Raw genomic sequence first — 19,961 nt, 5'->3', positions numbered from 1 at the left:
AGCATGTTAGAAAATGGCGATTTGATTTTTGTGAGAGATGAGTCAGATATGGGACAGGCCATCCAGACTTCCACAGGCAACTATAACCATGTTGCGATTTATTTGGATGGGATGATTTATCATGTTAGTGGAAAGGCGGGTGTTATCTGTCAGGAACCAGCAGACTTCTTTGAGTCCAATCACTTATACGACCTCTATGTTTACCCAGAAATGGATATCCAGTCTGTGAAGGAAAAAGCTTGCAAACATCTTGGAGCTCCTTATAATGCTTCTTTCTATCCAGATGGAGCTGGTTTTTATTGCTCCCAGTATATGGCAGAAATTCTCCCCATTTTTGAAACCATACCTATGAAATTTGGTGATGGGAAGCAGGACGTTAGTGATTTTTGGAGAGAGTATTATAGAGAACTAGGTCTGCCTGTGCCTCTGAACCAAGCTGGGACCAATCCCAGTCAGTTGGTAGCATCGCCTCTGTTAGAATGTAAAGAAAGGAATCTTCATGATTCAGATTTTTAATCCATCTCGTTTGACGAGACAGCCATTTTTTAGAGAATTGATCCGCTATCTGGACCAGCATGAGGATGTTATTTTGCGAGAAATTAAGGCTCAATTTCCAGATGTTGCAGTTGATAAACTCATGGAAGATTATATAAAGGCAGGCTTGATTCTACGAGAAAATAAGCGTTATTACCTTAATTTTCCTATGCTTGAATCACTCGATAGTCTCGAACTGGATCAAGAGATTTTTGTCAGCGAAGACAGTCCGGCCTATCAAGCCTTGTTAGAGCAGAGTTTTGAGACGGAATTGCGCAATCAAACCAATGCTGCTATTTTAGTTGAAAAGACGGACTTTGCGCGGACTAAAATGACCCTTTCCAATTATTTCTACAAGGTCAAACATCAGTATCCTTTGACAGAAAAACAGCAGGGACTTTACGACATTTTGGGAGATGTTAATCCTGAGTATGCTCTCAAATATATGACAACTTTTTTGCTAAAATTTCTCAAAAAAGACCAGCTTATGCAGAAACGCCGTGATATCTTTGTGGACAGTTTAGTTGTCCTAGGTTATATTGTTCAAAATGAAGATGGAAAGTATGAGTTGGCCGTCGATTTTGATAAGGAAAGATTAACTTTCTACTTGGTCTGATTTCTTCTTTCTGAGCACATTGTTTGACTTTCCTTAGTATTCGGTATAAACTATATGTAACCGGTAACACATATCGGAATAAAATTAAAGGAGACAATCATATGTCACTTGAAAACAAATTGGAACAAGCAACAGGCGCTATCAAAGAAGGATTTGGTAAAGTTACTGGGGATAGCAAGACTGAAGCAGAAGGCGCTGTAGAAAAGACAGTTGCTAAGGCAAAAGAAGTAGTTGAAGATGCTAAAGGTGCTGTAGAAGGTGCTGTTGAAGGTTTGAAAAACGCTTTTAAATAAAAATAGAAAAAATCAAGGGTTTCATTTCCCTTGATTTTTTACTATCTTATAAATAATTTTCTGCGACGGCTGCATCACCAGGATAGGCTTCTTTCTTGCCTTGGACGATTTGGTAGCAATCGGCTCCCTTACCGGCGATAATAACTGCATCTAATTCGTGATTTGTGATAGTCATAGCTGCCTTGATGGCTTCTTGGCGATCCGCAATTTTTTCAACAGGATGATTGATGTAGCTACTAATTTCATCTGCAATGGCCATTGGGTCTTCATAGTTAGGGTCATCAGCAGTCAAAAAGACTTGAATCTCAGGGTGTTGATTGAGGAGGAGGCCAAAGTCCTTACGACGACTTTCTCCCTTATTTCCTGTCGAACCGAGAACCAGAGCAATCTTTCCTGTTTGATGAGTCTCTACAACATTGATTAGTTTTTTTAGACTATCCCCATTGTGGGCGTAGTCGATGAAAACCTTGGCTCCATTTTTCTGAGTGAGGACTTCCATACGACCAGGAACACGGGTTGCAGCGATTCCTTTTTTAATGTCCTCAAGACTTGCTCCGAGACGAAGACAAGCAAGTCCAGCAGCAACGGCATTTTCTTGATTGAAGTGCCCAATCAGTTGAATATCATAATCTCCAGCGAGTTTACCCGTAGCTAAAAAGCTAAAGGCTTTAGAATTCTCGATTTGGTTATCAGACTGGCTACCGTAGAAATCATGGTCTTGATCTTCCACTTGTTCTTTCAAGACTGAAAAGTGGTCCATGTCACTGTTAATGATGACTGCTCGGCTATTTTTCATCAAGAGACGCTTGTGGTAGAAGTAGTCTTCAAAGCTAGGGTGTTCAATCGGGCCGATATGGTCGGGGCTGATATTGAGGAAAACTCCCACATCAAAGGTTAGACCATAGACACGTTTGACCAGATAGGCCTGACTGGATACTTCCATGATGAGGTGGGTACGGTCATTTTGCACAGCCTGATTCATCATATCAAAGAGATCAATACTCTCAGGGGTTGTTAATGCAGACTTAAAGAAAGTCTTGCCATCTAGAGTTGTGTTCATGGTCGAGAGCATAGCAGGTCGATGCCCTTGAGATAAGATGTTATAAGCGAAATAGGCTGCTGTTGTTTTACCCTTAGTACCAGTAAAGGCAAGGAGTTTGAGTTTTTCCTGTGGATTTCCATAAAATTCCATAGCTACCAAACTCATGGCTTTCTTGATATCGCTGACGATAATAGCAGGAATACCAACTTCATAGTCTTCTTCAGCCACATACCAACCGAGGCCTTGAGAGATGGCAGAAATCAGGAATTCCTTCTTAAAGGCAGCACCTTTAACGAAAAAGAGGCTTTTTTCTTTAGCCTTGCGACTGTCATAGCAGATGGTATCAAAGATGGCATTGCTGTAGTTGTAGTGGTAGTGTCCTTGATCGATAATCTCGCGGAAGAGATCATCTTTCTTTAAAATATCTAATACGGTTTCAATCTTTATCATACTTTCTATTGTAAACCGAAAGTCGTAAATTTACAAGTGACAAGGAAAAGTTTATAATGGAAGATGAGGAATTTTTCCTAGTGATTAAAATTAAATGAGGAATCTATGTCTAACGAAAACAATCACCAGCAGGCCCAGATGTTACGGGGGACTGCTTGGCTAACGGCTAGTAACTTTATCAGTCGTCTACTCGGTGCCATTTATATCATCCCTTGGTATATCTGGATGGGGTCTTATGCGGCTACAGCAAATGGTCTCTTTACCATGGGCTACAATATCTATGCCTGGTTCTTGCTGATTTCAACAGCAGGGATTCCAGTTGCGGTGGCCAAGCAAGTTGCCAAGTACAATACCATGCGAGAAGAAGAGCATAGCTTTGCCCTGATTCGGAGCTTTTTAGGCTTTATGACTGGATTAGGTCTTGTTTTTGCACTAGTCTTGTATATCTTTGCTCCTTGGCTAGCAGATTTGTCGGGTGTAGGGAAAGACCTGATCCCAATCATGCAGAGCTTGGCTTGGGCGGTCTTGATTTTCCCATCTATGAGTGTTATCCGAGGCTTCTTCCAAGGGATGAATAACCTGAAACCTTATGCCATGAGCCAAATCGCTGAGCAGGTCATTCGCGTTATCTGGATGCTCTTAGCTACCTTTATGATTATGAAAATGGGCTCAGGAGATTATCTAGCAGCGGTTACCCAATCCACCTTTGCTGCCTTTGTCGGCATGGTAGCTAGTTTTGCAGTTTTGATCTATTTCCTTGCCAAAGAAGGATTACTTAAAAGAGTCCTTGAAACAGGAGATAAGATAAACAGCAAGCGTCTTTTGGTCGACACCATTAAGGAAGCCATTCCTTTTATCCTGACAGGGTCTGCTATCCAGCTTTTCCAGATTTTGGACCAAAATACCTTTATCAATAGCATGAAGTGGTTTACCAACTATAGTAAAGGAGACTTGGTTGTCATGTTTTCTTATTTCTCTGCCAATCCTAATAAAATCACTATGATTTTGATTTCTGTTGGGGTTTCGATTGGGAGTGTAGGGTTGCCACTTTTGACTGAAAACTATGTCAAGGGGGACTTGAAGGCGGCTTCTCGTCTCGTTCAGGACAGCATCACTATGCTTTTCCTATTCTTGCTACCAGCAACGGTTGGAGTAGTCATGGTAGGAGAACCTCTCTATACTGTCTTCTATGGCAAGCCAGATAGTTTGGCTATGGGCTTGTTTGTCTTTGCAGTTTTGCAGTCTACTATTTTAGGCTTGTACATGGTCTTGTCCCCAATGCTTCAGGCCATGTTCCGCAACCGCAAGGCCGTTCTCTATTTTATCTATGGTTCCATTGCCAAGCTGGTCTTGCAACTTCCAACCATCGCTCTGTTTCACAGTTACGGGCCTTTGATTTCTACAACAATTGGGCTCATCATTCCTAATGTTTTGATGTATCGGGACATTTGCAAGGTAACTGGTGTTAAGCGCAAGGTGATTTTGAAACGAACCATTTTAATCAGTTTGTTAACTATTTTCATGTTTCTAGTAGTTGGGACATTCCAGTGGATTTTAGGATTTGTCTTCCAACCAAGTGGACGTTTGTGGAGTTTCCTATATGTAGTTCTTGTTGGTGCCATGGGTGGAGGAGTTTACGGAGTCATGAGTCTCCGTACCCGTCTATTGGACAAGGTGATTGGAAAAGCTCAAGCAGATCGCTTACGAATCAAATTAAAGTTAACTTAAAAAACATTTATAAATAAAAGGAATAATTTGAACATTTCTATCATGAAATGCTTGAATTATTCTCTTTTTATTATTTTGTAGAATAATTTCTATAGTTTGTAGATAGAAATTTTATTTTTCTTAAATTTTACTTAAAAAGCTATTGACTAAATAAAACTCAAGTTGTATAATAAGACAAATATTTAAATCAGGAGGTTCTGGAGATGAAAAAGTCTAAAGCCAAGTATGCAGCACTTGCAGGTGTCGTGTTAAGTGCAGGTATTTTATTAAGCGCGTGTGGAAGTTCTAGCACAGGGTCAAAAACATATAACTATGTTTATACCAGTGATCCGTCTAGTTTGAATTATCTAGCAGAAAACCGTGCAACAACCAATGATATTGTGACCAATCTGGTAGATGGTCTCATGGAAAATGACCAGTATGGAAACTATATTCCATCTTTGGCAGAGGATTGGAGTGTTTCTCAAGATGGTTTGACCTATACCTATAAACTGCGTAAAGATGCTAAATGGTATACTGCAGATGGAGATGAATATGCTCCTGTAACTGCCCAAGATTTTGTCACTGGTTTGAAATATGCGGCTGATAAAAAATCAGAAGCCTTGTACTTAGTGCAAGAATCCGTTGCTGGTTTAGATGACTATATCACTGGTAAAACAAGCGACTTTTCAACTGTCTGAGTTAAGGCTCTTGATGACCAAACTGTTCAATATACCTTGACACGACCAGAATCTTACTGGAACTCAAAAACAACTTCAACCATTCTCTTCCCAGTCAATGCAGATTTCTTGAAATCAAAAGGGGATGATTTTGGGAAGGTAGACCCATCTAGCATTTTGTATAATGGACCTTTCTTGATGAAATCCTTTGTTTCAAAATCTGTTATTGAATTTAAGAAAAATCCGAACTACTGGGATGCTAAAAATGTCTTTGTAGATGATGTGAAATTGGCTTATTATGATGGTAGTGACCAAGATGCACTAGCTCGTAACTTTGTTGAGGGAGCTTATAGTTATGCTCGCCTTTATCCAAATAGTGCAAGCTTTGAAGGTATTAAAGAAAAGAATAAGGACAATATCATCTATAGCTTGCAAGATGCCACTTCTTATTTCTTAAACTTTAACCTAGATAGAAAATCTTATAAATTCACTTCCAAGACAAGTGATGCTGAAAAGAAATCGACTCAGGAAGCGGTTCTTAATAAAAACTTCCGTCAAGCCATTAACTTTGCCTATGACCGAACAGCTTACGGGGCTCAATCTCAAGGAGAGGATGGTGCAACCAAGATTTTGCGTAACCTAGTCGTTCCACCAAACTTCGTAAGTATCAATGGCAAAGACTTTGGTGAAGTAGTTGCGTCTAAAATGGTTAACTACGGTAAGGAATGGCAAGGAATCAACTTTGCTGATGCCCAAGATCCATACTACAATGCTGAAAAAGCCAAGGCTAAATTTGCAGAGGCTAAGAAAGAACTCCAAGCTAAAGGAGTTCAATTCCCTATCCACTTGGACATGACAGTTGACCAAGCTGCTAAACAGGGCGTTCAAGAGGCAAATTCTATGAAGCAATCTATTGAAGCAGCTTTAGGTGCAGAAAATGTTGTAATTGATATTCAACAACTTACTACTGAAGATTATGATAATACAAGCTATTTGGCTCAGACAGCAGCTCAGAAGGATTATGATCTATACAACGGTGGTTGGGGTCCTGATTACCAAGATCCTTCAACCTATCTTGATGTCTTCAATCTTAATTCTGGTGGTTTGTTGCAAAATCTAGGTTTAGAGCCAGGTGAAGCCAATGACAAAGCCAAGGCTGTTGGATTGGATGTCTACACTCAAATGTTGGAAGAAGCCAATAAGGAACAAGATCTTGCAAAACGCTATGAAAAGTATGCTGATATCCAAGCGTGGTTGGTAGATAGCGCTTTAGCGATTCCAAATGTTTCTAAGGGTGGAACACCAACATTGAGAAAAGTTGTTCCTTTCTCAACACCATATTCATTAGCTGGTAATAAAGGTATCGAATCATATAAATATCTCAAAGTACAAGATAAAACAGTCACAAAAGATGAATATGAAAAAGCCAAAGAAAAATGGCTGAAAGAAAAAGAAGAATCCAATAAAAAAGCCCAAGAAGAATTGGCAAAACATGTCAAATAAGGATTTTTCAAGACAAACGATGGTTTCAAAAGAAACTGTCGTTTTTTTATAGAATGATGGCGAAGTTGGAAGAAAAGTGCTTACATTTTTTAAATTGTTTATCAAATTTATGATATAATGAATATAATAAAAGTTGTGAGAAGCTATTTTTTTAAATCCTCTTCCAGTGTTAACTGAAGTATACACATGCTAGGATTATTTTATAGGAGGGGATGCCGTCTACTGTAAAAGTAAGATAAAACTCAATAATTGATAAGTTCTTCTTTAAATGAAGAATTCTTAACTGGCTATTTACTAATAGGGAGGTATCATCATGGGCGCTATTATGGAGTTTGCAACAGAAAAACAGATTGCATCATTTCTTTCAAGTTGTCACGTTGAAGGACAAAAGAATTTTCTGATGGCTTTCAAGAAAAAGACATGGTTGAAATCCTTTATTGATTTTTTCGTTATAGGCGGTTCCTACTATGTTCAGTCGAGTGTGAAGCCTAAGATTCTGGCATTCACACCTAAGGGAATTTACTTGATGGACATCAGTGATATAACTGAAAATCGCTCTAATCAAGTCGTAGAGATGCCTTGGAATCAAGTTCAAGATTTTACTTATAAGACAGTCTTGAATACAGTTAGGCTGAACTGGAACTATCAAAATGAAGCCTATATTTTTTCCGTGGATGTCGGTCAGATTGGTCAGCATGTGGGCCAATATCAATTTAACAAAGAGCATTATGACTATTTGGCCCAACAGGATTTCTTTCGATCTAAGTAAGGCCTAGCAATCATTGTCACAAAAGAATCTGGAAGCTTTTCTGGATTCTTTTTAGCTTTACTCGATAAGTCTATAGTTTGAAACTATAACTAGCTCTTGAAAAGAAGAAAATGAGTTGATGAAAATAAGTGGTACAATAGTTACTATAGATTTGGAGGTATTGTATGAGCAAGGAATTACACATCAACACAATTTTGGCCCAGGCGGGTATTAAGTCAGATAAAGCGACAGGTGCTTTGGTGACACCGCTTCATTTTTCAACGACCTATCAGCATCCAGAGTTTGGTAAATCTACTGGATTTGACTATACGCGCACCAAAAATCCAACTCGCAGTAAGGCAGAAGAAGTCTTGGCAGCTATTGAGTCCGCAGATTATGCCCTAGCGACTAGCTCAGGGATGTCAGCAATTGTATTGGCCTTTAGCGTCTTTCCAGTAGGAAGTAAGGTTTTAGCAGTGCGTGACCTTTACGGAGGTTCTTTCCGCTGGTTCAACCAAGTGGAGCAGGAAGGCCGTTTCCATTTTACCTATGCCAATACAGAAGAAGAGTTGATTGCCGAGTTAGAAAAGGACGTGGATGTTCTCTATATCGAAACACCAACCAACCCTTTGATGTTGGAATTTGATATCGAAAAACTAGCAAAGTTGGCTCATGCTAAGGGTGCCAAAGTGGTGGTGGACAATACTTTCTACAGCCCTATCTACCAACGTCCGATTGAAGATGGAGCAGATATCGTTCTCCATTCAGCAACCAAGTATCTAGCAGGACACAATGATGTCTTGGCTGGAGTGGTTGTGACCAATAGTTTAGAACTATACGAGAAACTCTTCTACAATCTCAATACGACAGGGGCAGTCTTGTCTCCGTTTGACAGTTATCAATTGATTCGTGGTCTCAAGACCTTGTCTCTTCGTATGGAGCGCTCAACAGCTAATGCCCAAGAAGTGGTTGACTTTTTGAAGGATTCTCCAGCAGTTAAGGAAGTTCTCTACACTGGTCGTGGGGGCATGATTTCCTTTAAGGTAGCGGATGAAACACGCATTCCACATATCTTGAACAGTCTTAAGGTATTCTCGTTTGCGGAAAGTTTGGGTGGGGTAGAAAGTCTCATTACTTATCCAACGACGCAAACTCACGCTGATATTCCAGCAGAAGTGCGCCATTCTTATGGTTTGACAGATGACCTCTTGCGCTTGTCAATTGGGATTGAGGATGCTAGAGATTTGATTGCAGATTTGCGCCAAGCATTAGAAGGATAAGACAAAGATGGGAAAATATGATTTTACAAGTCTGCCCAATCGTTTAGGGCACCATACCTATAAGTGGAAAGAGGCAGAAACGGATAGCGAAGTCTTACCAGCTTGGATAGCGGATATGGACTTTGTAGTCTTGCCTGAAATACGCCAAGTCGTGCAGACTTACGCTGATCAACTGGTTTATGGCTATACCTATGCCAGTGAAGAGTTAATTAAGGAAGTTCAAAAGTGGGAAGCTACACAACACGGTTACCACTTTGACAAAGAGGCTCTTGTCTTTATCGAGGGTGTGGTACCAGCCATCTCAACAGCTATTCAAGCCTTTACAAAAGAAGGCGAGGCGGTTTTGATTAACACACCTGTCTATCCACCCTTTGCTCGCAGTGTCAAGTTGAATAACCGCAGATTGATTACCAATTCTTTGGTAGAAAAGGATGGTCTGTTTGAGATTGACTTTGACCGACTTGAAAAGGATTTGGTGGAAGAGGATGTCAAACTTTATATTCTCTGCAATCCTCACAATCCCGGTGGACGTGTTTGGGAAAAAGAAGTGTTGGAGAAGATTGGTCAACTCTGCCAAAAACACGGTGTTTTCTTGGTTTCGGATGAGATTCACCAAGATTTGGCCCTCTTTGGTCACAAGCATCATTCCTTCAATACTGTCAACCCTGACTTTAAAGAATTTGCTATCGTCTTGAGTAGTGCCACTAAAACCTTTAACATCGCTGGAACAAAAAATTCATATGCAGTTATTGAAAATCCTAAGTTGCGAGTGGCTTACCAGAAACGCCAGTTGGCCAATAACCAGCATGAAATTTCAGGCTTGGGTTATTTGGCGACAGAAGCTGCCTATCGATACGGTAAAGATTGGTTAGAGGAACTCAAGCAAGTCTTTGAAGACCATATTAATTATGTGGTGGATCTATTTGGAAAAGAGACTAAAATCAAGGTCATGAAACCGCAAGGAACCTACTTGATTTGGCTTGATTTTTCAGCCTATGACCTGACTGATGAAACATTGCAAGAGCTTTTGAGAAATGAAGCTAAGGTTATCCTCAACCGTGGTTTGGATTTTGGGGAGGAAGGAAGTCTCCATGCCCGCCTCAATGTAGCCATGCCTAAATCTCTGCTGCAAGAAGTGTGTCAGCGAATTGTGACGACTTTTGCCAAACTTTAAAAATCCAGCCTTCTAGGAGAAAAGTATCTCTAGAAGGCTATTTTCATAGGGGAAAATATGGTATAATAAAAAGATAAGGTAAAGGTAAAAATATGGCTAAATTGATTCCGGGGAAAGTCCGTATCGAAGGCGTTGCCCTTTATGAAACTGGTAAGGTTGACATTATCAAGGAAAAGAACAATCGGCTCTACGCTCGCGTTGCAGAAGAAGAACTGCGCTATAGTTTAGAGGATGATTTGGTTTTTTGTGCCTGCGATTTTTTCCAAAAGAGGGGCTACTGTGTGCATTTGGCAGCTCTGGAGCATTTTCTGAAAAATGATGAGCGTGGTCAGGAAATCTTGCAAAGCCTGGAAGAAGGTCATGAGGAAAAAGAGGCCGTTGAAACCAAGGTGACCTTGGGTGGAAAATTTTTGGAACGAATCTTATCTCCAAAATCAGGCCGAACCTATGAGTTGTCAGCTGTGGGTCAGGTGGAAGCAGGAAGCAATCATATCTTGTGGACTCTGAGAATCGGTCAAATCAATAGCCAAAAATACTACGTCATTCGGGATATTCCGCTCTTTTTAAAAGTCGTCGAGAAGAGAAAACCTTATATGATTGGTAAAACTTATGAGGAGTCTCTGTCTTGGGAAGCCTTTAATGAGGAAAGTCAAGAGCTTCTGACTTTCTTACGCGGACTAATGGAGGAAGGATTGGCACCAGACCTCTTTTTCCAAAACCAAGGTCGGCATCTCTTTTTCCCTCTGACCTTTTTTGAGCAGGGTGTGAATTTACTGATGACCTTGCCTCATTTTCAATTTGACCATCAAGTGGATAGCTATCAGACTCTGCTTTTTCAGGATTTGCATGCGGATGCTAATCTATTTGCCTTTACAGTAACAGAATACTCAGATTATTTTGAAATGGAAATCAGTGAGAGTCATAGGGTCAATGTCTTTTATCAGGGAGCAGTACTTTTCCATAAAGGTCAGGTTTATTTTCTAACAGACCAGCAGATGCGCCTTCTCAAGGAAATCAAAGCGTTGCCTTTGGATCAACATGGAAAGAAATACCTGCAATTTGATAGCAGTGACCGAGATAAGTTAGCTTCTTGTTTAACTCTTTTTAGCCAGATGGGGACCGTTTCAGCTCCAGAACGTCTACAAATTAAAACTTTTGCGCCCTCTTTTTACTTTGACAGGGAAGAAGACAATCGGATTCGTTTAGAAATTCAGTTTGATTATGGAGACAGGAAGGTATCTAGCCGACAAGAGTTAGAAGAATTACCATTTTCGAGTGATGCTGATTTGGAAGAAAGAATTTTCCAAGTCTGTTTGTCAGCTGGTTTTGAAGCAGATTTTCAATCTTGGCGTCAGGCCCTAAAAGCGGAGTCTGTCTATCATTTCTTTCATGAAATCATTCCAGTATTTGAAAAAATTGGGAATGTTGACCTATCAGACAAGTTAGAAGATCTTTATAGTCTAGCAAGCCCTCAAGTGCAAATTGCTTCCAAGGGAGGTCTCTTGGAAATCCAGTTTGATTTTGAAGATATCGCCCAAGAGGAAATCGACCAAGCCATGCAGGCCTTGGTTGCCAATCAAGATTTTTACATTGGTGCGTCTAATCAAGTCTACTTTTTTGATGAAGAAACCAAGAAAATTCGCCAAAATCTACAGGAACTAGGACAATTTGAATTAAAAGATGGGACCTTGCAGGCTCGGAAATCCTTGGCTTATAGTTTAGCTCATCTCTTTGAAGGACGTGACCGTGTTTCTTTTTCACAAGAATTCCAGAATCTGGCTCATGATTTGACGCATCCAGAGGACTTCCCTAGACAAGCAACTCAGGTTCAGGCTGATTTGCGAGATTATCAGGAAAAGGGAATCAGCTGGCTACAAATGCTCTATCATTATGGTTTTGGTGGGATTTTGGCTGATGATATGGGATTGGGGAAAACTCTTCAGACCATTGCTTTTTTGACCAGTCAAGTGACAAAAGAAAGTCGAGTCTTGATTTTAGCACCGTCAGGTTTGATTTACAACTGGGCAGATGAGTTTCAGAAATTTGCCCCACAGTTGGATGTGGCTGTTGTTCATGATTTGAAAGCTAGTCGTGAGGAGATTCTTGCTGAAAGCCATCAAATCTATGTGACGAGCTATGCTACCTTCCGTCAGGACAGTGAGCTTTATCAGGGGATGGCCTTTGACTTCCTTTTCTTAGATGAAGCTCAGGTTATGAAAAATGCCCAGACCAAGATTGCCCAGACCTTGAGACAATTTGTGGTGCCGTCAGTCTTTGCCTTGTCAGGGACTCCTATTGAAAATCATCTGGGTGAGTTGTGGTCTATTTTCCAAATCGTCATGCCAGGACTCTTGCCAAGCAAGAAAGAATTTATGAAATTACCAGCAGAGCGAGTGGCTCAGTTTATCAAGCCTTTCGTCATGCGGCGCAAGAAAGAAGAAGTTCTGACCGAATTGCCAGACTTGATCGAAGTGGTTTATAAGAATGAACTGGAAGACCAGCAAAAGGCTATCTATCTAGCCCAGTTGCAACAGATGCGGGACCGTCTGGCTCAAGTGTCAGACCAGGAATTTCAGCGAAGTCGGGTGGAAATCTTGTCTGGTCTGATGCGATTGCGCCAAATCTGTGATACCCCTGCCCTCTTTATGGAGGATTATCAGGGAGCCAGTGGCAAACTGGATAGTCTCCGAGACCTGCTGGTACAGGTGGCAGACGGCGGACACCGTGTCTTGATTTTCTCTCAGTTCAAGGGAATGTTGGAGAAAATAGAACAAGAACTGCCAGACTTGGGCATGACATCCTTTAAAATTACGGGTTCGACCCCAGCCAAGGAAAGACAAGACATGACCAAGGCCTTTAACCAAGGGGAAAGAGATGCCTTTTTGATTTCCCTAAAGGCTGGTGGTGTCGGTCTAAACCTGACAGGTGCTGATACGGTTATTTTGGTTGACCTTTGGTGGAATCCTGCGGTGGAAGCGCAAGCTATTGGCCGTGCCCATCGGATAGGTCAGGAAGAAACGGTTGAGGTTTATCGCTTAGTGACCAGGGGAACCATTGAAGAAAAAATTCAGGAACTCCAAGAACAAAAGAAACATCTAGTGTCACAAGTATTGGATGGAACAGAGTCACGTGGCAGTCTCAGCCTAGCAGAAATTAGAGAAATTTTGGGAATTTCTGAAGCCAGCACTTGAAAAATCAAGACAATACGCTATAATGAAGTGTTGAAAGGAAATAGAAAATGAGAGAAGAACGATTTCCATTGGTGTCAGATGATGAGGTCATGCTGACTGAAATGCCGGTTATGGATCTCTACGATGAATCTGACTTTATCAGTAATATCAAGGGAGAATACCGTGATAAGAATTATCTGGAGTGGGCCCCTATTACTGAAGAAAAACCAGCAAAACCGATTGAAAAGCCCGTAGAGAAACCTAAGAAGGCTGGTTTAGGAGTTAAAAAAGAAGGAAAGAGCTATGCGGAGGTGGCACGTGAAGAAGCGCGTGCGGATTTGAAAAAGAAACGCTCAGCAAGTTATCTGACTAAGGATATTACTCCTACAAGGCGCCCTTCTCAGCAACGTTTGGATAGACAGGGCAATCAACCTACCGCGCCTTTCCAAAAGGAAAATCCTGGCGAATTTGTCAAATACAGTCAAAAATTGACTCAGTCTCATTACATCTTGGCGGAAGAAGTGAACAATATTTCGACTCAAGCTGAGCCAAAAGAAACTTCAGGCCCAAAGAAAAACAACTATGATTTTCTGAAGAAGAGCCAAATCTACAATAAAAAGAATCAACAAACAGAACAAGAACGTCAGGTTGCCCAAGAGTTGAATCTGACCAGAATTACAGAATAGGGGAGAAATCATGCCAAAGACATATCATTTTATCGGAATTAAGGGATCAGGTATGAGTGCCTTGGCCTTGATGTTGCACCAAATGGGGCACAAGGTTCAAGGATCAGATGTTGAAAAATACTACTTTACTCAACGCGGTCTGGAGCAGGCAGGTATTAGCATTCTTCCTTTTGATGAAAAGAATCTAGACGGTGATATGGAAATTATCGCTGGAAATGCCTTTCGTCCAGATAACAACGTCGAAATTGCCTATGCAAACCAAAATGGTATCAGCTACAAACGTTACCACGAGTTCCTAGGTAGCTTTATGCGTGACTTTGTCAGCATGGGAGTAGCAGGTGCGCACGGAAAAACTTCAACTACAGGTATGTTGTCTCATGTCTTGTCTCATATCACAGATACTAGCTTCTTGATTGGAGACGGGACAGGTCGTGGTTCAGCCAATGCCAAATATTTTGTCTTTGAATCTGACGAATATGAGCGTCATTTCATGCCTTACCACCCAGAATACTCTATCATCACCAATATTGACTTTGACCATCCAGACTACTTCACAAGTCTAGAGGATGTTTTCAATGCCTTTAACGACTATGCCAAACAAATTACTAAGGGTCTCTTTGTTTATGGTGAAGATGCAGAATTGCGTAAGATTACGTCTGATGCACCAATTTATTATTATGGTTTTGAAGCAGAAGGTAATGACTTTGTAGCTAGTGATCTTCTTCGTTCAACAACTGGTTCAACCTTCACAGTTCATTTCCGTGGTCAAGAATTAGGGCAATTCCACATTCCAACCTTTGGTCGTCACAATATCATGAATGCGACAGCCGTTATTGGTCTTCTTTACACAGCAGGATTTGATTTGAACTTGGTGCGTGAACACTTGAAAACATTTGCCGGTGTTAAGCGTCGTTTCACTGAGAAAATTGTCAATGACACAGTTATTATCGATGACTTTGCCCACCATCCAACAGAAATCATTGCAACCTTGGATGCAGCTCGTCAGAAATACCCAAGCAGGGAAATTGTAGCAGTCTTCCAACCTCATACTTTTACAAGAACCATTGCTTTGTTGGACGAATTTGCCCACGCTTTGAACCAAGCGGATGCAGTTTACCTAGCGCAAATTTATGGGTCAGCTCGTGAAGTAGACCATGGTGATGTTAAGGTAGAAGACCTAGCCAATAAAATCAATAAGAAACACCAAGTGATCACTGTTGAAAATGTTTCTCCACTCCTAGACCATGACAATGCTGTTTACGTCTTTATGGGAGCAGGAGATATCCAAACCTATGAATACTCATTTGAGCGACTCTTGTCTAACTTGACAAGCAATGTTCAATAGGATTTTCCCATGGAAATTCCAATTAAGATCATTCAGGCAAGTAAGTCTGATTTGGCTGAGATAGAGGAACTTCAGGCTTCATCTTTTCCAGCTGAAAAGCAGCAACCTTCTCATATTTTAGAAGAAAGTATCCGTAAGTATGCGGATACCTTTCTTCTAGCTAGGGATGAAAATCAGCTTCTGGGCTATGTTCTAGGTGGTCCTTACCCACACAATCCGAAATGTCTAGAAATACATTCTTTAGTCATTGATACTGACCATCAGAGACAGGGCTTGGGAACGCTTCTTCTTGCGGCTTTGAAAGATGTGGCAGTTGAGCTGGATTACAAAGCTATTCGTTTGAAGAGCCCTGGTGAGTTGCTTTCCTATTTTGAAATGAACGGTTTTATTGATGAAAAAGAGACAGATTCGTTTTATGCAGCTAGTCAAGGTTTTAGTATGATTTGGTTTAATCTCTTTTTTTAGGAGGCAAAATGGAAATTAGGAAAGCAAGATTAGAAGATTTAGATCGTATCGTTGAGATTGAACTAGAAAATTTTTCGATAGAAGAAGCCATTCCTCTCTCTGTTTTTGAGGCGCATTTGCGAGAGATTCAGACCTCGTTTCTGGTTGCAGAAAAAGAAGGCAGAATCATGGGGTATATAGAGGGACCAGTTGGCCCCCACCGCCATCTACAGGACCAGTCTTTTACAGAAAAGATAGCAGATTATAGTCATGAGCCTGGTGGCTATATCTCTGTGACCTGTCTTTCTATTGCCAAGGAGGCACAGGGAATAGGACTAGGTCAGAAATTGCTAACAGCTTTGAAAGAACTAGCTCTTGAACACGAAAGAGAAGGCATTAACCTAACCTGTCATGACTATCTCATTACTTACTACGAAAAACATGGATTTGTCAATGAAGGCCAGTCCCAGTCAACCTTTGCAGGGGAAACATGGTATGATATGGTCTGGGAAGCTAAAAAATAAGCTAGAAAAGCATGCTAGGTTGCTTTTCTTTCGTTTTTAAGATATAATATTATGGATTGTCAACGAGGAGGATAAACTTTTGAGTGAAAAGTCAAGAGAAGACGAAAAATTAAGCTTTAAAGAGCAGATTTTACGTGATTTAGAAAAAGTAAAACGTTATGAAGGGATTCGTCAAGAGGCCGCTGAACTTGATGAAAAAAAATCAGCTTTGTCTGTCCCTGACACAAAAATTGCTGATGAAGAAGTGATGAATGCATCCCTATCAGCTGTTGAAAAAATTATGGAGAATGCACCACGTGTTCCACAGCATCCTAGTGAAGATGTGCCTGCATCACAGGCGGAGGAACTAAGAGAGGAAGCTCCAATCGTTCCTAGTCACCCTAGTCAAGATGTTCCAGCTTCACCAGTTGAAGCAAGTCCATCAAGACCGGTTCCAGGGCCAGAGACTAATCGTCCACAAAAGGACGAAAGAGATTTGAACGTAACTCCAACAAGAGTAGCTGTTTCTTATAAGACTGAAGCTAAAAAAGAGCCTCAGAAAGAAGTAACAAAACCAGAACCAGTAATGGAAACGGAAGCTGTTGAAGTCATTTCTGAAACTCCACGTCGTAGTCGTCGTGAGACAGTTAAACCTGTTAAGAAGAAAAAATCACATTTGAAGGCTTTCTTCATTTCTCTACTGATTTTCCTTGCCTTGATTTCGGCAGGTGGTTACTTCGGTTATCAATATGTCCAGTCATCTTTATTACCAGTTGACGCTAATTCTAAGAAGTATGTAACCGTTCAAATCCCAGAAGGATCCAATGTCCAAGAAATTGGCTCAGTACTTGAAAATTCTGGTGTGATTAAACACGGAGTGATTTTTGCTTTTTATGCTAAATATAAAAATTATTCAGATTTGAAGGCTGGATATTACAATTTGCAAAAGAGCATGAGTACAGAGGATATCATTAAGGAACTCCAAAAAGGTGGTACTCCTGAACCTCAAGAACCTTCACTTGCAGATTTGACGATTCCAGAAGGATATACAATTGAGCAAATTGCCCAAGCTGTAGGCCAATTACAAGGTGAATTTAAAGAACCTTTGACAGCGGAAGCTTTCTTGGCTAAAGTTCAAGATGACAACTTTATCAGTCAAGAAGTTGCTAAATATCCAAACCTACTTGAAAGCTTGCCAACGAAAGAAAGTGGAGCTCGTTACCGTTTGGAAGGTTATCTTTTCCCAGCGACCTACTCTATCAAGGAAAGCACAACTATTGAAAGTTTGATTGATGAGATGCTGGCAGCTATGGATAAGACCTTGACTCCGCACTATAGTGCAATCAAGTCTAAAAACTTGACAGTCAATGAATTGCTAACAATTGCGTCACTTGTTGAAAAAGAAGGTGCTAAGACTGAAGATCGTAAGTTGATTGCAGGTGTCTTCTACAACCGCTTGAATCTTGGTATGCCACTTCAAAGCAATATTGCAATCTTGTATGCTCAAGGGAAACTTGGCCAAAATATCAGCCTAGCAGATGACGCTGGAATTGATACATCGATTAATTCACCATACAATGTTTATACAAAACCTGGTTTGATGCCTGGTCCAGTAGATAGTCCAAGTCAGGACGCGATTGAGTCAAGTGTTAACCAAACAAAGAGTGAGAACCTCTACTTTGTAGCCAATGTTACAGATGGTAAAGTCTATTACGCAGTGACACAGGAAGAACATGATCGTAATGTAGCTGAACACGTCAATAGCAAGCTTACTCAAAATAGTAGTTCAAACTAAGACTACAAAAATGAGAATCTCAGATAGAGATTCAATACTATCGAAAGAAAGTTGAGAAAAATGGCAGAAAAAACATATCCTATGACCCTTGCGGAAAAGGAAAAACTTGAAAAAGAATTAGAAGAATTGAAATTGGTCCGCCGCCCAGAAGTGGTAGAGCGCATTAAGATTGCCCGTTCATACGGTGACCTTTCTGAAAACAGTGAATACGAAGCAGCTAAGGATGAACAAGCCTTTGTCGAAGGACAAATCTCTAGCTTAGAAACAAAAATCCGTTATGCTGAAATCGTTAATAGCGACTCAGTTGCCGATGATGAAGTAGCGATTGGTAAAACAGTCACTATCCAAGAAATTGGTGAGGATGAAGAAGAAGTTTATATTATCGTTGGTTCAGCGGGTGCAGATGCCTTTGCGGGAAAGGTTTCAAATGAAAGCCCAATTGGACAAGCCTTGATTGGCAAGAAAACAGGTGACACAGCAACCATTGAAACACCTGTTGGTAGCTATGATGTAAAAATCTTGAAGGTTGAAAAAACAGCCTAAAAATAGAAAAAAGGAGTGGGGAGGCAGTGCGCTTCACTCACTCCTTTTTCCATTTTAAATTGAATTGGAGACTATATGAGTTCAAAGAAGAAAAAAAATAAGATGGAGCGTGGTCTAACCAATCGTCACGTGCAGGTTATGGCCATTGCAGGAACAATCGGAACAGGACTCTTTTTGGGAGCGGGTCGCTCTATTAGCCTAACAGGTCCTTCCATTGTACTGATTTATATGATTACTGGTGCTTTCATGTTCCTCATGATGCGTGCGGTTGGGGAAATGCTCTACCAAGACCCTGAGCAACATACCTTTATCAACTTTATCACGCGCCATTTGGGTAAGGGCTGGGGTTATTTCTCAGTTTGGTCCTATTGGCTATCCGTTGTCTTTATCGGTATGGCGGAAATCACAGCCATCTCTCACTATGTTCAGTTCTGGTTCCCTAGCTGGCCAAGCTGGATGATTGAGATTGGATTTTTGACCATTCTAGCCTTGGTCAATCTAATCGCGGTGAAGCTCTTTGGGGAAGTTGAGTTTTGGTTTGCTATGGTCAAGATTGTGGCTATTTTAGCAATGATTGCTACAGGAGTCTTTATGGTTTTGACAGGCTTTAAGACACCTCATGGAGTAGCAAGTTTGGCCAATATTACCGACAATTTCTCCCTCTTCCCAAATGGTGGAGTGAACTTTGTCATGGCCTTCCAGATGGTATTCTTTGCCTATCTCATGATTGAGTTTATCGGGGTAACGACTTCTGAAACTAAAAATCCACGTCAGGTCTTGCCAAAAGCCGTTAAGGAAATTCCTTTGCGTATTGCCTTTTTCTACGGTGGTGCTCTCTTAGCCATCATGGCTATCATCCCTTGGCGTGAACTTGCTTCGGCTGATTCTCCTTTTGTAACAGTATTTGAATTGGCAGGTATCAAGTGGGCAGCGGCCTTAATTAACTTCGTCGTTTTGACGTCAGCAGCATCTGCTCTTAACTCAACCCTTTATTCAACAGGGCGCCATTTGTACCAGATTGCCCATGATTCGCCAAATCCATTCTTAAAGGCTATTAAGGCAGATACCCTTTCTCGTCATAACGTGCCACAAAATGCCATCATTGCTTCAGCGGTTTTGATTGCCCTAGCAGCCTTTATCAACGTATTGCCAGGGGTTTCCGATGCCTTTGCCTTGATTACGGCATCATCATCCGGTGTCTATATCGCCATTTATATCTTGATTATGGTGGCTCACCTCAAGTATCGCAAGTCACCAGACTTTATGGCGGATGGCTATCTCATGCCCCATTATCGTTTCCTAAATCCTTTAACCATGCTTTTCTTTGCCTTTGTCTTTGTGACCCTCTTTTTACAAGAGTCTACCTTTGTAGGAGCAATCGGATCAGCTATCTGGATTATCGGTTTTGGTATTTATAGCCAGTGGAAATTTAGAAAATAGATTTGAAA

Annotated in this window: 16 protein-coding genes and 1 pseudogene; 16 read left to right on the top strand and 1 reads right to left on the bottom strand. The window is 40.9% G+C overall.

The window, feature by feature from the left end; genetic code table 11:
• The first annotated feature begins 3 nt into the window (after positions 1-3).
• The 3 genes from N8L39_RS03515 to N8L39_RS03505 all read left to right on the top strand — a co-directional run bounded on the left by N8L39_RS03515 (position 4) and on the right by N8L39_RS03505 (position 1,443).
• Complete coding sequence (locus tag N8L39_RS03515) at positions 4-516, top strand: YiiX/YebB-like N1pC/P60 family cysteine hydrolase (RefSeq protein WP_261009666.1); 513 nt, start codon at positions 4-6, stop codon at positions 514-516.
• Entirely contained in the window at positions 500-1,150 is a 651-nt protein-coding gene (locus N8L39_RS03510) for a DUF1803 domain-containing protein (RefSeq protein ID WP_261009667.1), read from the top strand. The genes N8L39_RS03515 and N8L39_RS03510 overlap by 17 nt, the downstream gene beginning before the upstream one ends.
• Positions 1,151-1,251: 101 nt before the next feature.
• Positions 1,252-1,443 (top strand): CsbD family protein, encoded by a 192-nt coding sequence (locus N8L39_RS03505; protein ID WP_000051184.1) that lies wholly within the window; start codon positions 1,252-1,254, stop codon positions 1,441-1,443.
• A gap of 46 nt (positions 1,444-1,489) precedes the next feature.
• Here N8L39_RS03505 and N8L39_RS03500 read toward each other — a convergent pair whose 3' ends face one another.
• The gene (locus N8L39_RS03500; RefSeq protein ID WP_261009668.1) at positions 1,490-2,935 is read right to left on the bottom strand and encodes a UDP-N-acetylmuramoyl-L-alanyl-D-glutamate--L-lysine ligase; all 1,446 of its coding nucleotides are present in this window, start codon (positions 2,933-2,935) and stop codon (positions 1,490-1,492) included.
• A gap of 105 nt (positions 2,936-3,040) precedes the next feature.
• Between N8L39_RS03500 and N8L39_RS03495 the strand changes: the two genes are divergently transcribed.
• The 13 genes and pseudogenes from N8L39_RS03495 to N8L39_RS03435 all read left to right on the top strand — a co-directional run bounded on the left by N8L39_RS03495 (position 3,041) and on the right by N8L39_RS03435 (position 19,953).
• Positions 3,041-4,663, top strand: a complete 1,623-nt coding sequence (locus N8L39_RS03495) for a putative polysaccharide biosynthesis protein (RefSeq protein ID WP_261009669.1) — start codon at positions 3,041-3,043, stop codon at positions 4,661-4,663.
• Between the two features lie 203 nt (positions 4,664-4,866).
• Positions 4,867-6,825, top strand: a pseudogene (locus tag N8L39_RS03490) (peptide ABC transporter substrate-binding protein).
• 313 nt (positions 6,826-7,138) lie between these two features.
• Positions 7,139-7,594 carry a hypothetical protein gene (locus N8L39_RS03485; RefSeq protein WP_261009670.1) on the top strand — a complete coding sequence of 152 codons (456 nt, stop codon included), beginning with the start codon at positions 7,139-7,141 and terminating at the stop codon, positions 7,592-7,594.
• A gap of 164 nt (positions 7,595-7,758) precedes the next feature.
• Entirely contained in the window at positions 7,759-8,853 is a 1,095-nt protein-coding gene (locus N8L39_RS03480; protein WP_261009671.1) for a cystathionine gamma-synthase, read from the top strand.
• A gap of 7 nt (positions 8,854-8,860) precedes the next feature.
• Positions 8,861-10,027 carry a MalY/PatB family protein gene (locus N8L39_RS03475; RefSeq protein ID WP_261009672.1) on the top strand — a complete coding sequence of 389 codons (1,167 nt, stop codon included), beginning with the start codon at positions 8,861-8,863 and terminating at the stop codon, positions 10,025-10,027.
• Positions 10,028-10,119: 92 nt separating this feature from the next.
• Positions 10,120-13,218, top strand: coding sequence for a pilus expression-regulating Snf2 family helicase (locus N8L39_RS03470; RefSeq protein WP_261009673.1), 3,099 nt, complete (start codon positions 10,120-10,122; stop codon positions 13,216-13,218).
• A gap of 47 nt (positions 13,219-13,265) precedes the next feature.
• Complete coding sequence (locus tag N8L39_RS03465) at positions 13,266-13,883, top strand: divisome accessory protein ZapJ (RefSeq protein ID WP_261009674.1); 618 nt, start codon at positions 13,266-13,268, stop codon at positions 13,881-13,883.
• 10 nt (positions 13,884-13,893) lie between these two features.
• The gene (murC, locus tag N8L39_RS03460; protein WP_261009675.1) at positions 13,894-15,228 is read left to right on the top strand and encodes a UDP-N-acetylmuramate--L-alanine ligase; all 1,335 of its coding nucleotides are present in this window, start codon (positions 13,894-13,896) and stop codon (positions 15,226-15,228) included.
• Between the two features lie 9 nt (positions 15,229-15,237).
• On the top strand, positions 15,238-15,693 hold the full coding sequence (locus N8L39_RS03455) for a GNAT family N-acetyltransferase (protein WP_261009676.1): 456 nt from the start codon (positions 15,238-15,240) through the stop codon (positions 15,691-15,693).
• A gap of 8 nt (positions 15,694-15,701) precedes the next feature.
• Complete coding sequence (locus N8L39_RS03450) at positions 15,702-16,196, top strand: GNAT family N-acetyltransferase (RefSeq protein WP_261009677.1); 495 nt, start codon at positions 15,702-15,704, stop codon at positions 16,194-16,196.
• 79 nt (positions 16,197-16,275) lie between these two features.
• Positions 16,276-17,970: an endolytic transglycosylase MltG gene (gene mltG, locus N8L39_RS03445; RefSeq protein WP_261009678.1), complete on the top strand. Its 1,695-nt coding sequence runs from the start codon at positions 16,276-16,278 to the stop codon at positions 17,968-17,970.
• Between the two features lie 60 nt (positions 17,971-18,030).
• Complete coding sequence (greA, locus tag N8L39_RS03440; RefSeq protein WP_000818748.1) at positions 18,031-18,513, top strand: transcription elongation factor GreA; 483 nt, start codon at positions 18,031-18,033, stop codon at positions 18,511-18,513.
• Positions 18,514-18,588: 75 nt separating this feature from the next.
• Entirely contained in the window at positions 18,589-19,953 is a 1,365-nt protein-coding gene (locus tag N8L39_RS03435) for an amino acid permease (RefSeq protein WP_180947989.1), read from the top strand.
• Positions 19,954-19,961: the final 8 nt, after the last annotated feature.

The organism is Streptococcus mitis, from assembly GCF_946190285.1.
Classification (GTDB): Bacteria; Bacillota; Bacilli; order Lactobacillales; family Streptococcaceae; genus Streptococcus; species Streptococcus mitis_CP.
Note: the sequence above shows the minus strand (reverse complement) of the source record. Positions and strands in the feature narration are given on the sequence as shown.

Bases quoted from the DNA above. Each gene is read 5' to 3' on its own strand.
- N8L39_RS03515 (WP_261009666.1), top strand. From the start codon at position 4: ATGTTAGAAAATGGCGATTTGATTTTTGTGAGAGATGAGTCAGATATG.
- N8L39_RS03510 (WP_261009667.1), top strand. From the start codon at position 500: ATGATTCAGATTTTTAATCCATCTCGTTTGACGAGACAGCCATTTTTT.
- N8L39_RS03505 (WP_000051184.1), top strand. From the start codon at position 1,252: ATGTCACTTGAAAACAAATTGGAACAAGCAACAGGCGCTATCAAAGAA.
- N8L39_RS03500 (WP_261009668.1), bottom strand. From the start codon at position 2,935: ATGATAAAGATTGAAACCGTATTAGATATTTTAAAGAAAGATGATCTC.
- N8L39_RS03495 (WP_261009669.1), top strand. From the start codon at position 3,041: ATGTCTAACGAAAACAATCACCAGCAGGCCCAGATGTTACGGGGGACT.
- N8L39_RS03485 (WP_261009670.1), top strand. From the start codon at position 7,139: ATGGGCGCTATTATGGAGTTTGCAACAGAAAAACAGATTGCATCATTT.
- N8L39_RS03480 (WP_261009671.1), top strand. From the start codon at position 7,759: ATGAGCAAGGAATTACACATCAACACAATTTTGGCCCAGGCGGGTATT.
- N8L39_RS03475 (WP_261009672.1), top strand. From the start codon at position 8,861: ATGGGAAAATATGATTTTACAAGTCTGCCCAATCGTTTAGGGCACCAT.
- N8L39_RS03470 (WP_261009673.1), top strand. From the start codon at position 10,120: ATGGCTAAATTGATTCCGGGGAAAGTCCGTATCGAAGGCGTTGCCCTT.
- N8L39_RS03465 (WP_261009674.1), top strand. From the start codon at position 13,266: ATGAGAGAAGAACGATTTCCATTGGTGTCAGATGATGAGGTCATGCTG.
- murC (WP_261009675.1), top strand. From the start codon at position 13,894: ATGCCAAAGACATATCATTTTATCGGAATTAAGGGATCAGGTATGAGT.
- N8L39_RS03455 (WP_261009676.1), top strand. From the start codon at position 15,238: ATGGAAATTCCAATTAAGATCATTCAGGCAAGTAAGTCTGATTTGGCT.
- N8L39_RS03450 (WP_261009677.1), top strand. From the start codon at position 15,702: ATGGAAATTAGGAAAGCAAGATTAGAAGATTTAGATCGTATCGTTGAG.
- greA (WP_000818748.1), top strand. From the start codon at position 18,031: ATGGCAGAAAAAACATATCCTATGACCCTTGCGGAAAAGGAAAAACTT.
- N8L39_RS03435 (WP_180947989.1), top strand. From the start codon at position 18,589: ATGAGTTCAAAGAAGAAAAAAAATAAGATGGAGCGTGGTCTAACCAAT.